Below are 12,052 nucleotides of genomic sequence, written 5' to 3'. Positions count from 1 at the left end.
GGTCGGGACCGCTCAGGAGGAGAGGATCTGCGCCTTCTGGGCGGCGAACTCCGCGTCGGTGAGCACGCCCTGGTCCTTGAGCGCAGCCAGCTGGGTGAGCTGGGCGAGACGCTCGTCCATGCTCAGGGCCGGAGCCGCAGGGGCCGGCGGTGCGACCGGGGCAGGGGCGACCGGGGGCGCCGCCTGCGCGGCGTAGAAGGCGTCGCGCTGGTCCTCGGCGGCCCAACGGCCGGCCTGGCGCCGGGAGACCCGGTTCGACACGGCGGTCGCGGTGCCGGCGACAACGGCGGTGCGGGCGATCCCGCGAAGCAGTCCTGGCATGGCGTTCTCTCCTCGTGCGTCAGTTGGCGTCGGCCTGCACGGCCGCGATCAGGGCTTGGACGGGGATCCGTCCGCCGGCTGCGAGCTGTGCGCCACTGCGACGCAGCGCGGTGGCCAGCGGTGCGGCCCAGAGGTTCTCGTAGACCACGACGCAGGCCGAGTGACCCGGCTCGACGACGCTGGCGGCGTCGGTCAGGTCCCCGGCGTCGAGGAGCCCGGAGGCGGGCCCCCTCGAAGATGGTCAGGTCCAGCTCGCCGTCGCCGTCGACGTCCCGCAGCTCTAGGGCGCGCAGGGTGCCCTGCTCGTCGCGGCTCAGGAAGGCGAGATCGAGGAGCCGGATGATGCCGCGGTCGACCAGGTCGACCAGCAGCGGCAGGCCCTCCCCGGTCATCCCGCTCGGCGGGAACTCGATCACCAGGTAGTCGACAGGGCCCATCTCGATCTGACCGAGCTCAACGTCGGCGTGCATCAGCGTCCTCCTCGATAGCGCATGCGGGCCCTGCCAATCTAGGAGAGTCGGCGCGTCGCCACCTCACCCCACAAGGATGAGATCCGGGCCCGGGCGGCGATCGGGCCGCTCATCGCGGTGACGCCGTCGCCGTCGCGTGCCAGGCTCGGCAACCAGACAGCCCGCGCGCCGGCGCGGAGCGTCCCGCCGCCGACGAGGAGTTGTCGCCACGATGAGCACCGATCAGTCCGCGATCCTTGGCCAGGCCTTCGTGCAAGGCTTCCCGCTGGTCTTCAACCTGGAGCAGGTCCGCCGCTATGTCGAGACCGGGATCGGGGCCAACCCGGCTGCGCCGTTCAACGCGTTCAGCCACGCCCGCACCCTGACCGGCCCCGCCGACACCTTCGTGTCGATCAACAACGACACCGTCTACTCGATGGCGCAGATCGACCTCAGCGTCGGACCGGTGCTGCTCGACGTGCCGGACACCGGTGGGCGCTACTACGTCCTGCAGTTCGTGGACGCCTGGACCAACAACTTCGCCTACGTCGGCCACCGCGCCACCGGAACCGCGGCCCAGCGCTACCTGCTGGTGCCGCCCGGATGGAGCGGAGCGGCCCCCGAGGGCGCGACGGTGATCAACGCGCCGACGACGATCTTCTCGATCGTCGGTCGCTGGGCCTGCGACGGCGACGACGACCTGCCCGCGGTGCACCGGCTGCAGGACGCCGCCTCGCTCACCCCCGTGCAGGCCGGGGCCGTCCCCGCCGGTCTCCCGGAGCTCGATCCCGCGGTCGATGCGTCCGTGCAGTTCCTGGAGCAGTTGCGGGTCTGGTCGCAGGCCTACCCGCCGGCGAAGAGCGAGCAGGCGGACCTCGCCGCGCTCGCGCCGCTCGGCATCACCCAGTCCGGGCCGAGCCCCTTCGCGGGCATGGCGGCCGAGCAGCGCACCGCCTTGGCGCACGGGGTGCAGACGGCACAGGCCGCACTCGAGGAGTTCCTGCGCACCGGGGACGTCCCGACCCTCAACGGCTGGCAGCTGACCTACCACGCCTTCGACTACAACACGGACTTCTTCGAGATCGGCACCATCGACTCGCCGCTCTACACCTCGATCCCGGCGGGCGAGAAGTACCTGCGTCGCGCCGCTGCCGCGATGGGAGGGCTGTGGGGCAACCATGCCTACGAGGCCGCTTATGCGCCGGTCTACGTGGACCAGGCGGGGGAGCAGCTCAGCGGCGAGCACACCTACACGCTGCGCTTCGATCCGCCGCCGCCGGCCGCCGCGTTCTGGTCGCTGACCATGTACTCGATGCCGGACTTCTATCTGGTGGCGAACGAGATCGACCGCTACTCGATCGGCAGCCGCACCCCAGGACTGGTCCGCGACGCCGACGGTGCGCTGACCCTCGTGCTGAGCGCCACCGCCCCGACCGACCCCGCGCAGCGGGCGAACTGGTTGCCGGCGCCGGCCGGGCCGTTCCGTCCACTGCTGCGGATGTACGAGCCGGACCCCTCGGTGGTGGACGGCCGCTACCAGATCCCGGCGATCGTGCGGGTCTAGTGTCGGCCGGTGCTGGCCGACCCGGCTAGGCGGCCAGCACCGCCAGGTACGCGTCGCCCAGGTAGCCGGCGCCCAGGATCGCGGTCCAGGCGCCGAGCACCAGGAACGGCCCGAACGGGACGGCGGTGCGCCGGTCGGCGCCGCGGGCCGCGATCAACGTGATCCCGACCAGGGCACCGAAGACGAAGGCCAGGAAGGCGCCGACCAACAGCGTTCCCCACGACAGCCACGCCGTCATCGCACCGACGACTCCGGCCAGCTTGACGTCGCCGAAGCCCATCGAACCCGGGGCGGCCACCGCGATCGCGAAGAAGATCGCGAACAGCGCCGAGGCCCCGAAGAGGGCGCGCAGCCCGGCGCCCGGCGCCGCCGCGACGACGAGCAGAGCGGCCAGGATCGGATAGGCAGGCACGACCAGGGCGTTCGGCAGCCGGCGCACGTCGACGTCGATCAGGCTGAGCGCGATGCCGAGTGCCGCGAACGCCCAGTAGGCGGGCAGGGCCAGGGGCGTGTCGGCGAAGCGGAGGGCGACCAGCGCGAAGACCAACCCGGTCCCGGCCTCCACCAGCGGGTAGCGGCTGCTGATCGGCAAGTGGCAGTCGAAGCAGCGACCACGCAGCATCAGCCACCCGAGCACCGGCACGTTGTGCCGGGCCCGGACCGCGGACTGGCAGTTGGGGCAGTGGGAGCCGGGGCTCACCACGGACAGCCCCAGCGGCACCCGGTGCACCACCACGTTGAGGAAGGACCCGACGGCCAGGCCGAGCAGCCCGCCGAAGACGGTCAGGATGAGCCGCAGCAGCTCGGTCTCGGTCATCGCCGGTGACTCCAGTTCAGCACCGAGATCTGGCGATGTGGTGGTCCCGGAGTGCCGCCGTCATCGAAGATCCGCACCCGCGACGTCAGCTCCGGCTCGCCGCTCGGCGCGCAGCCGCTGGTCACCCCGGGGCAGAGGAAGACCTCCAGTCTCACCAGCGTGGTCTCGAAGCCGAAGCCCGGCGAGTTGTCCGGCAGCTCGATCACCGCGCCCGGGTAGGCGAACGACCCGGTCTCGAAGACGTCGAGCGCCCGTGCGATGACGCCGAACCGGAAGACCGACTCGTTGATGTTGTTGAGCTCCAGCGAGATCGAGGCCAGCGGGACGTAGGTGGTGCCCTGGATGTAGAACGACGTCGAGTTGCCCAGCGCCTGCACCACCGGGGAGCCGGCCACGGTGGCCACCGTGTTGCCGGGGATCGCGGTGGTGGTCTGGCCGCGCAGCGCCGGCAGATAGTAGGTGAGCTCGAGACGGACCGCGTCGAGCTGGGAGGTCTGGTCGCGGCCCAGCGAGGCGTCGAACTTCACCGAGGCACCGGTGAAGCCGCTGTCGTGCACCACCTTCTGCAAGACACCCCACCCGGTGCGCGCGGCGAGGTCCACGGTCTCGGTGCCCAGGGTGGTGCGGGCCGGCAGGGTGTAGCTGATGGGAGCCGTGCCGACCGTCGGGGTGAGCGTGATCGCGTTGGCGCTGCCGGTGGAGCGGTGGGTGATCTTCAGCTTCGCTCCGGTCAGCACGGCACCGGGCGGCAACGCCGTCGCCGGGCTGAAGCCGCCCATCGTGATCGAGTTGCTCTGCGCGCTGTTCGGGCCGCTGGCGTCGCGGGCCCAGACCGCGAGGTTCGCGTTGGTGGCCTGGTTGCCGTCGGCCTGCTGCAGGTTGGCGGCGGTGGCCTGGGTGAACGTGCCCGCCGAGCCTGCCGGCGTCACGGTCGGGGTGCCGCTGGTGGTCAGCTCGCCAGGGCCGGTGAGCGTGGTCGCGGTGGCCGTGCCGGTCTTCTGCCCGTAGACGGCGATCGGCGGCCGGTCCGGGTGGTAGGTGGCGCAGATCTCGACGGCGCTGGCCTGGCCGTTGGCGTTGACCTGCATCCGGCTGTCGCCGCCGAAGATGAACTGCACCCCTTGCGCGTTCACGTCGTCGATCGGGTTCACGCAGCGACCGGGCACCGTGGTGCCACCCGTCAAGGTTCCGCCGACCAGGGTCTTGCGGCCGCCGATCCGCCACAGGTTGCCGCCGCCGGTGGCGATGTCGGCGTCGTAGAGCGCATCGGCGGAGTTGTTGTGGAAGTCGAAGTAGTAGGCGCCGGGCTGGAAGTGCAGGAAGCAGCTCTGGTTGGTGTCGGTGAGCGCGTTCAGCTTCGTCACGTCGTCGTAGTAGCCCGGCTGCAGGGTGACGCTTCCGCTGTTGCAGTTGGCCGGAGGGTTGCGCAAGGTGGGGACGCCGAGCCCGGCCAGGTCGAGGTCGCTGCGGTAGTTCGGGTCGCCGGCAGCGCCGGCGTTGCAGTTCACCACCGGTGCGGACATCGCCGAGACCGGCGAGCAGCCGGTGCGGGCCCGGATGCTCTCGGTCGACTCCAGGACGCCGTTGTTGTCGCGCACGATGTTGGAGTTCGACCAGATCCCACCGCGCACCCGGAAGGCAGCGCCGCTGCCGTTGGTCTTGAACTTGAAGCCGGTCTCGCCGCCGGTGCCGAGCGTGAGGATCGCGTTGCCCGGCTTGTTGGCGTTGTTGATCGGCACCGCGGAGCCCTGCTGACCGGTGGCGTCCTCGGGGGTGCAGCGCACCGCCGCGGACATCGCGCTGGTGGTGTCGCCGGCCTGCTTGGGGATCAGGTTGTCCAACGTCAACGTGTCCTTGACGGCACCGCTGCTGTCGTAGCCGAAGCAGCCGGTTCCGGTCGCGTTGGTGTAGTACCACGGGCTCGGCTCGGCATTGCCGATGTTGTGGCCAGTGCGCAGATCGTTGATCGCGACCTGGGCGGCGGCGTCCGCGGAGTAGGAGTTGTTGGCGACGTCGCGCAGCGCGACGGTGGCCTTGACGCTGCCCTGACCGCGGGTGAGCACGGCGGTGGTGACCAGGGCGACGGTGGTGACGATGATCAGCGCGATGATCAGGATCGCCCCGCCCTCGTCGTCGCGCAGCAGGCGTAGCCGACGGCCGAGGAAGGTGATCATGACTGCCTCCGTTCTCCGGACAGCGTGGCGGTGTAGGCGGCGTCGTCGGTGCGACCCTGCTCGAACGCCGACAGGTGCAGGTCGATGAAGGTGGGCACCGCGTTGCCCGAGCCACCGCAGGCGACGTCGCAGGTGACGGTGGGCTCGGCGTTGAGGCTCCGGGCGACCACCACGACGGAGTCGGAGGTCGCGTCGGTGCAGCGCACCCGGATCAGCTCCCGGGCGCCGTCGGCGGGGCGGGTCAGGTAGCTGACGGTGACCGTGGCCGGGGTGGCCGTGGAGTCCAGGTCGTCCTCGTCGTACTCGCTCCAGGCCAGGGTGGTCACCAGCATTCCGCTCGGCAGCGAGCAGGCCGGCGTGACGCCGACCGAGCGCTGCAACGGGAAGGTCTTGGTGCCGGAGTCGTAGCTGCGCACTCCGATGCTGGCGACGTCGCGCTGCCAGTAGGCGGCCGCGAACTGGACGGACTGGGACTCGGTCAGCCGGGCCTGGGTGTCCACGGTGGTCGAGAAGTAGCTCAACACCACGCCGACCAGGCCCACCGTGACGATGCCCAGGATGGCGACGGTCATCACCAGCTCGACCAGGGTGAAGCCCTCGTCGGTGGGTGCCTCGTCCGGGGTGTGGTCGCTCCGCTTCAGCTGCATGACGACCCCGTTCCGCAGGGGCGACGCAGCACGACGGTGAGCGTCTCGGCTGCCCGCCCGTCGGCGCTGGCGACCTCGAGGCGGAGACGCTGCACGCCCTGGTCGGCGCAGCTGCCGCCGCTGAGTGCCGCGCCGTTGCCGCCCAACGGGACCGCCGCCGTGTGGTGCAGGCTGAAGCCTGCCGGCAGGGAGGCGACCCGGTCGGTGACGGCGGGGACGTTGTAGGCGTCGGCCGCCGCGCACGGCGTGTAGTTGGCGCCGGCGTCCAGGTAGCGCTCGATGGCCTCGGCGTAGCTGCGCACGTAGGCACTCCCGGTGGACTGCTTGCGGTGCATGTCGGAGGCCTGCACGCTGAGCTGGAGCCCGGCGAGGACGGCGACCGCTGCGATCGCGAGGATGGCCACCGCGACGAGCACCTCGACGAGTGACTCGCCGCTCTCGCTGCTGCGCCCGGCCGCGGTGTCCATCAGATCTCCACCTGGTTGAAGATGCCGTACATCGCCGACACCAGGGCGACCGCGACGAAGCCGACGATCAGTCCCATCACCACGATCACCGCAGGCTCGAAGAGCGCGGTGACCTTCTTGATCTTGTAGTCGAGCTCGACCTCGTAGTACTGCGCGGTGACCTCGAGCTGGTTGTCGAGGGTGCCCGTCTCCTCGCCGACCCGCAGCATCTGCGTGGCGGTGCCGGGGAAGAGCTGGGTGCGGGCCAGGGGAGAGGCCATGCCGGCGCCCTCCAGCATCTGCTCGGTGACGTCGTTGAGGCGCCGGATGAAGACCCGGTTGCGCATCGACCCGGTCGCCACGGCCATCGCCTCCGGCAGGTTGACGCCGGCACTCACCATCGAGGCCATCACCCGGCAGAAGCGCTCGACCAGCATGTACTGGATGGTCTCGCCGAGCACCGGGAGCCGGAGCAGGAAGGCGTCGCGGGCGTACTTGACGCGTTCGATGCGCAGCAGGAGCCAACCCAGCAAGGTGATCGCGCCCAGCCCGGCCAGGATCGCCCACCACCAGGTGCCGAGGAATCCGGTGAAGGAGAGCAGCATCCGGGTGGCCAGCGGGAGCTCGGCGTCCAGGCTGGTGAAGAAGTCCTCGAACTTCGGCAGCACGTAGATCGCCAGCACCAGCACGGTGACCACGGACATCGCGGCGATCACCATCGGATAGGTCAGCGCCGACTTGATCTTGCGCCGTGACTCCAGGTCCCGCTCGAGGTAGAGCGCGAGCCGGGCCAGAGCGGTGTCGAGCTCGCCGGTCAGCTCGGCGGAGCGGACGATGCCGCGGTAGTAGTCGGGGAAGACCTTCGGGAAGCGGTCCAGTGCGTCGGAGAACCGCTCACCGGTGCGCAGCCCGTCCTCGATCTCGTTCATCATCCGGCGCACCGAGGAGTTCTCGCTCTCGGTGCCGATCGAGTGGACGGCGTCGAGGATCGGCAGGCCGGCCCGGAGGAAGGCCGCGATCTGGCGCGACAGGTGCATCACGTGCTCGCGCTTGATCCGGGGGCCGGAGATCTCGTACTGAAGGATCGGCCTCTTCTCGGTGACCCGCAGGTTGCGCAGATCCCTTTCGTACAAGGCGATCTCGGCATCTCCGCGGCTGTTGGCCCGCTCGACGCCCTTGACCTGGGTGCCGGCGACCGTGGTGCCGACGAATGCATAGCGGTGCATCTCAGACTCCTGTGACGTAGATGGAGCGCATCACTTCGGCGGCGGTGCTGGTGCCGTCCTGGACGAGCCGGGCGCCTTGCTCCCACAGGGTTCGCATCCCTTGGCTGCGGGCCAGCTTGCGCATCTCGTCATGGGGAGCGCGGTCCACGATCAGCTCGCGGATCTGGTCGGTGACGACCAGCAGCTCGTAGACGCCGATCCGCTCCAGGAACCCGGTATGCGCGCAGAAGTGGCACCCGGTGCCGCGGCGGAAGCCGCCCTCGGGCTCGGTGGCGCCGAAGGCCCGCAGGAAGCCCAGCTCCTCCGGGGTCGGCTGGTAGGGCGCCAGGCAGGAGGTGCAGCTGCGCCGCACCAGGCGCTGGGCGACGACGGCGGTGACCGACGAGGCGATCAGGAAGCCCTCGATGCCCATGTCGAGCATCCGGTAGACCGCCGCGACCGCCTCCGTGGCGTGCAGCGAGGAGAGCACCAGGTGTCCGGTGAGCGCGGACTGGACCGCGATCCGGGCGGTGTCGCGGTCGCGGATCTCGCCGACCAGGATGATGTCGGGGTCCTGGCGCAGGATCGACTTCAGCCCGGTGGCGAAGGTGATCCCGGCCTGCTCGTTGATCTGGATCTGGTTGATCGAGTCGAAGGTGTACTCGACCGGGTCCTCGATGGTCATGATGTTCTTGTCGGGCTGGTTCAGCTCGCCCAGCGAGGCGTAGAGCGTGGTGGTCTTGCCACCGCCGGTCGGTCCGGCGCAGACCACCATCCCGTAGGGCGAGCCGATCAACCGGCGGTACTGCTCGGCGGTGTCGGCAGGCATCCCGAGCTGGCGCAGCTGGAAGAGCGGCCGGCTCTTGTCCAGCAGCCGCATGACGACCTTCTCCCCACCCACCACGGCCGTGGTGGCGACCCGGATGTCGACCTCGCGGTCCTCGACCGACATGCTGATCTGGCCGTCCTGCGGGCGGCGCCGCTCGACGATGTTCATCTGCGCCAGGATCTTGACCCGGCTGACCAGGGCCGGCCCGATGGAGCCGGGCAGGTCGAGCACGTCGGTCAACGCGCCGTCGATGCGGTACCGGACCCGGACCCGCTCCCCGGACGGCTCGATGTGCACGTCCGAGGCCCGGTCGCGCAGAGCCTGGGTGAGGATCATCTGCACGACACGGACGACGGGCGCCCCCTCGTTGACATTGGTGGTCTCCAGCTGGGCCGCCTCGCGGCGCAGCTGGTCGCGGGCCTCGAACTCGCGGACCTGGCTGCCGACCTCGTGGGTGGCCCGGTAGGCCGAGTCGATCGCCCGGTCCAGGTCGCGCTTGGTGGCCACCTGGATCTCGATCCGGATCGGCTCGGTGCGGCTCAGGCAGGCACTGATCGCCTCCACCCGCTCCGGTGCCGGGTCCACGGTCGCCACCGTCACCACGTCGTCGACGACGGCGAGGGGGAGGGCGAGCAGCTGCCGCGCCTGCTCCAACGTGAGCAGGGTGACGGCGTCCGGTTCGGGAGTGACGGTGCGGAAGTCGACGAGCTCCGCGCGATAGTGCTCAGCCAGGGTGCGGGCCAGCGCGTCTGCGCTGATCGTGCCCGTGGAGACGAGCTTCTCGGCCAGGCTCTCGTCTCCGGGCGTGGCCTCGGCGGCGTCCAGCTGGTAGGGCTGCAACCGTCCGGCGGTGATCAACACCCGGGCCAGCGTCTCGTCGGCGTGGACGGGCACAGCCTCCACGGGCGCCTGCTCCGAGCGGTGGCGGGCGAGCGGGATCCTCATGATCTGCCCCGATCCCTAGGCCCGCAGACTCGCGGTGAGGTGCGGGCGGGTCTCGATCTCGTGCGGGTGCAGGCTGCGGGCGGCGGCGTCCTCGACGCTCACCTCGCCGTCGGCGACCAGTCGCGAGAGGGACTGCTCGAGGGTGACCATCCCGTCGCGTTGCCCGGTGACCAGGGAGTTGCGCAGCTGGTGCGTCTTGCCCTCCTTGATCAGGTTGCGCACGGCGGGCGTGGCGACCAGCACCTCGTAGGCGGCGACCATGCCGCCGCCGATCCGCGGGATCAGCCGCTGGTAGACCACGCAGCTCAACGCGGCAGCGAGCTGGACCCGGATCTGGGCCTGCTGCTCGGCCGGGAAGACGTCGATCATCCGGCCCAGCGACTGTGCGGTGTCGTTGGTGTGCAGCGTTGCGAAGACCAGGTGTCCGGTCTCGGCGACGGTCAGTGCGAAGGCGATCGACTCCAGGTCGCGCATCTCGCCGACCAGCAGGACGTCGGGGTCCTCGCGGAGCACCGAGCGCAGGGCGTCGTTGAAGGCCCCCGTGTCGGTGCCGACCTCGCGCTGGTTGACGGCGGAGCGCTTGTGGTCGTGGACGTACTCGATCGGGTCCTCGACGGTGATGATGTGGCAGCCCCGATTGGTGTTGATCAGGTCGATCAGCGAGGCCAGCGTGGTGGACTTTCCGGACCCGGTCGGGCCGGTCATCAGGATCAGTCCCTGGTGGCGCAGCGAGAGCTCGCGCAACGCGGGCGGCAGCCCGAGGTCGTCCGGTGTCGGGATCTCGCGCGGGATCATCCGCAGCGCGACGGCACTCTGCCCGCGCTGGGTGAAGGCGTTGCCACGGATCCGGGCGCGGTCGCGCCAGGAGAAGGAGAAGTCGTACTCGTGCAGGCCGGCCCAGGCATCGCGCTGGGCATCGGTGAGAACCTCGGCGAGCAGTCCGTCGACGGCGTCGGCGTCGAGTGCGGGCTCGCCCGCGACCGGAGCCAGGGTGCCGTCGATGCGGACCATGGGCGGAAGGCCGACGGTGAGCAGCAGGTCGGTGCCCCGGGCTTCCCAGAGACCGCCGAGCAGGCGGTCGACGTGCAGGCCGATCTGGTGAACGCTGGTGTCCATGTGTCCCCCTTGACACTTGGTGGCCGGGGGAGGGCCGCCGTGCGGTGGCGGCCCTCCCACTGGTGGCGCTGCGCCGATGACGCGGGCGCCGATGCGACTCAGTCGCAGGCAGTGCCCTTGCCGAGGGTGTAGCCCGTGCCGCCACCGGTCTGGGCGTAGGTGACTCGGACCTCGGCGTCACCGTCGCTCGGGTCCTCGGTCAGGAACGACGGGACCAGAGCCGCCGTGTTCGCCGGGTAGGCGTTGGTGTCCTCGTTGGCGTAGTAGGCCTCGAGCGCTGTCTGAGCGGTCTTGTAGTTGGCCTTGCAAGCGGCCTCTTCGCCGGTGTCGTTGATGCCCTGCACCGAGAAGACCACGATCGCCGCGAGGACGCCGAGGATGACGATGACGATCAGGAGCTCGATGAGCGTGAAGCCGGCTTCGTCGCGACGAGCGGTGCGAGCGGTGCGGACGTGGTTGATGGCGCGCTGAATCATGGGTCTATCCCCCTAGTGATGGTGTGATGGGCCCCCGAGCGCCCCGATTGGTTGTGCTTGTCGAAACCCGCGGCGCTGCCCCCCAGAAAACGATTCCCTTGGCTGATCCGCATGTTCGCCTCAAGCAACTCGAACGTAGAACCGGCTTCGGCCGAAAGCGCTGGTGGAGTGCGTAGTCCCCTAATAGTGGGTAGGACGACTAGACAGCCGAAATTCGTTGTCGCCGTCGACGCTCTGCGTGCGCGGAGGGGCTGAATCCCCTTAGAAATAAGGGGATTCACGGGTCGTGCGCTTCGCTCGTCGGTGGCCGAGGTGGGCCGGATGGAGTGCTTGGGAAAGGGTCTGCTAAGTTTGCGGAGCAATCGGCGCGGGGTGGAGCAGCTCGGTAGCTCGCTGGGCTCATAACCCAGAGGTCACAGGTTCAAATCCTGTCCCCGCTACTCATGACTGAGGCCCGGAATCGCTGTGATTCCGGGCCTCAGTGCATTTGCGGACGTCGTTTAATTGCGGACGTCATCCATTTTGTTGACCTTTGATCGGGTCGGTGTCCACGGTGGACCGGGCGGGCCACGGAATGGCCCGGTTGGTGCTCGCGTGGGCGCCCGGTCAGAGAACCTTGCGGAGCTGTGCCTCGGCCTGGTTGCCGAGGCGCCAGAAGGCGGGCGCGGTGAGCGGGGCGATCAGACGGGCCAGGCCCTTGAAGTCGAACTCGGCGCGGTAGGTGAGCTCGGTGGCGTTCGGGCCCACCTCACGCAGGGTCATGGTGTCGTGGGCGACGAGGGTCTTGTTCTCGCCGCGCAGCTTGAAGAGCGTGGGCGCAGAGACCTGCTCGACGACGTAGGTCAGCTCGGTCTCGCGGCCGAGGAACCGGGAGACGTTGTGGTAGCGGGTTCCGACGCCGCCGTCGCCGCTCTCGCGGACGGTGCGGACGGTTCCTGGGTCCCATTCCTCAGTGGTGGTGAAGTCCTGCAGATAGGCGAACACCTCGTCGATCGGGCGTTGCACGGTGAGCGTTCGGACGATCTTCATGAATGCCGCCTCACGGTTGGGAGCCTGTACTTCG

12 protein-coding genes and 1 tRNA gene are annotated in these 12,052 nt (G+C 69.7%); 2 read left to right on the top strand and 11 right to left on the bottom strand.

The annotated features are described in order from the left end of the window. Positions 1-12: 12 nt before the first annotated feature. Positions 13-321, bottom strand: a complete 309-nt coding sequence (locus ABD151_RS15995; RefSeq protein ID WP_343995769.1) for an SHOCT domain-containing protein — start codon at positions 319-321, stop codon at positions 13-15. 19 nt (positions 322-340) lie between these two features. Continuing rightward, complete coding sequence (locus ABD151_RS15990) at positions 341-469, bottom strand: hypothetical protein (RefSeq protein ID WP_415629893.1); 129 nt, start codon at positions 467-469, stop codon at positions 341-343. A 533-nt stretch (positions 470-1,002) separates the two neighbouring features. On the opposite strand from ABD151_RS15990, the gene ABD151_RS15985 reads away from it, so the two are divergent. Next, positions 1,003-2,334 carry a DUF1254 domain-containing protein gene (locus ABD151_RS15985; protein WP_343995768.1) on the top strand — a complete coding sequence of 444 codons (1,332 nt, stop codon included), beginning with the start codon at positions 1,003-1,005 and terminating at the stop codon, positions 2,332-2,334. Positions 2,335-2,359: 25 nt separating this feature from the next. Here ABD151_RS15985 and ABD151_RS15980 read toward each other — a convergent pair whose 3' ends face one another. The 8 genes from ABD151_RS15980 to ABD151_RS15945 all read right to left on the bottom strand — a co-directional run bounded on the left by ABD151_RS15980 (position 2,360) and on the right by ABD151_RS15945 (position 10,989). Then, positions 2,360-3,151, bottom strand: coding sequence for a prepilin peptidase (locus tag ABD151_RS15980; protein WP_343995767.1), 792 nt, complete (start codon positions 3,149-3,151; stop codon positions 2,360-2,362). After that, entirely contained in the window at positions 3,148-5,325 is a 2,178-nt protein-coding gene (locus tag ABD151_RS15975) for a hypothetical protein (RefSeq protein ID WP_343995766.1), read from the bottom strand. The genes ABD151_RS15980 and ABD151_RS15975 overlap by 4 nt, the downstream gene beginning before the upstream one ends. After that, positions 5,322-5,972, bottom strand: a complete 651-nt coding sequence (locus ABD151_RS15970) for a PulJ/GspJ family protein (RefSeq protein ID WP_343995765.1) — start codon at positions 5,970-5,972, stop codon at positions 5,322-5,324. The genes ABD151_RS15975 and ABD151_RS15970 overlap by 4 nt, the downstream gene beginning before the upstream one ends. After that, entirely contained in the window at positions 5,963-6,439 is a 477-nt protein-coding gene (locus tag ABD151_RS15965; RefSeq protein ID WP_343995764.1) for a prepilin-type N-terminal cleavage/methylation domain-containing protein, read from the bottom strand. Before ABD151_RS15965 ends, ABD151_RS15970 begins: the two co-directional genes overlap by 10 nt. Further along, positions 6,439-7,644, bottom strand: a complete 1,206-nt coding sequence (locus tag ABD151_RS15960) for a type II secretion system F family protein (protein ID WP_343995763.1) — start codon at positions 7,642-7,644, stop codon at positions 6,439-6,441. The genes ABD151_RS15965 and ABD151_RS15960 overlap by 1 nt, the downstream gene beginning before the upstream one ends. A gap of 1 nt (position 7,645) precedes the next feature. Then, a complete protein-coding gene (locus ABD151_RS15955; RefSeq protein WP_343995762.1) occupies positions 7,646-9,397 on the bottom strand; it encodes a GspE/PulE family protein in 1,752 nt (583 codons plus the stop codon). A gap of 15 nt (positions 9,398-9,412) precedes the next feature. Beyond that, the gene (locus ABD151_RS15950) at positions 9,413-10,513 is read right to left on the bottom strand and encodes a type IV pilus twitching motility protein PilT (RefSeq protein ID WP_343995761.1); all 1,101 of its coding nucleotides are present in this window, start codon (positions 10,511-10,513) and stop codon (positions 9,413-9,415) included. Between the two features lie 98 nt (positions 10,514-10,611). Next, entirely contained in the window at positions 10,612-10,989 is a 378-nt protein-coding gene (locus ABD151_RS15945) for a type II secretion system protein (protein ID WP_343995759.1), read from the bottom strand. A gap of 366 nt (positions 10,990-11,355) precedes the next feature. Between ABD151_RS15945 and ABD151_RS15940 the strand changes: the two genes are divergently transcribed. After that, a tRNA-Met gene (locus ABD151_RS15940) sits at positions 11,356-11,429 on the top strand. A gap of 166 nt (positions 11,430-11,595) precedes the next feature. Here the strand turns inward: ABD151_RS15940 and ABD151_RS15935 are convergent. Next, on the bottom strand, positions 11,596-12,018 hold the full coding sequence (locus ABD151_RS15935) for an SRPBCC family protein (RefSeq protein WP_343995758.1): 423 nt from the start codon (positions 12,016-12,018) through the stop codon (positions 11,596-11,598). Positions 12,019-12,052: the final 34 nt, after the last annotated feature.

It is taken from the genome of Nocardioides dubius, assembly GCF_039528155.1.
Lineage (GTDB): Bacteria > Actinomycetota > Actinomycetes > Propionibacteriales > Nocardioidaceae > Nocardioides > Nocardioides dubius.
The sequence above is the reverse complement of the archived record's forward strand: the minus strand, read 5'-3'. Positions and strand labels throughout refer to the sequence as shown.

Bases quoted from the DNA above. Each gene is read 5' to 3' on its own strand.
- ABD151_RS15995 (WP_343995769.1), bottom strand. From the start codon at position 321: ATGCCAGGACTGCTTCGCGGGATCGCCCGCACCGCCGTTGTCGCCGGC.
- ABD151_RS15985 (WP_343995768.1), top strand. From the start codon at position 1,003: ATGAGCACCGATCAGTCCGCGATCCTTGGCCAGGCCTTCGTGCAAGGC.
- ABD151_RS15980 (WP_343995767.1), bottom strand. From the start codon at position 3,151: ATGACCGAGACCGAGCTGCTGCGGCTCATCCTGACCGTCTTCGGCGGG.
- ABD151_RS15975 (WP_343995766.1), bottom strand. From the start codon at position 5,325: ATGATCACCTTCCTCGGCCGTCGGCTACGCCTGCTGCGCGACGACGAG.
- ABD151_RS15970 (WP_343995765.1), bottom strand. From the start codon at position 5,972: ATGCAGCTGAAGCGGAGCGACCACACCCCGGACGAGGCACCCACCGAC.
- ABD151_RS15965 (WP_343995764.1), bottom strand. From the start codon at position 6,439: ATGGACACCGCGGCCGGGCGCAGCAGCGAGAGCGGCGAGTCACTCGTC.
- ABD151_RS15960 (WP_343995763.1), bottom strand. From the start codon at position 7,644: ATGCACCGCTATGCATTCGTCGGCACCACGGTCGCCGGCACCCAGGTC.
- ABD151_RS15955 (WP_343995762.1), bottom strand. From the start codon at position 9,397: ATGAGGATCCCGCTCGCCCGCCACCGCTCGGAGCAGGCGCCCGTGGAG.
- ABD151_RS15950 (WP_343995761.1), bottom strand. From the start codon at position 10,513: ATGGACACCAGCGTTCACCAGATCGGCCTGCACGTCGACCGCCTGCTC.
- ABD151_RS15945 (WP_343995759.1), bottom strand. From the start codon at position 10,989: ATGATTCAGCGCGCCATCAACCACGTCCGCACCGCTCGCACCGCTCGT.
- ABD151_RS15935 (WP_343995758.1), bottom strand. From the start codon at position 12,018: ATGAAGATCGTCCGAACGCTCACCGTGCAACGCCCGATCGACGAGGTG.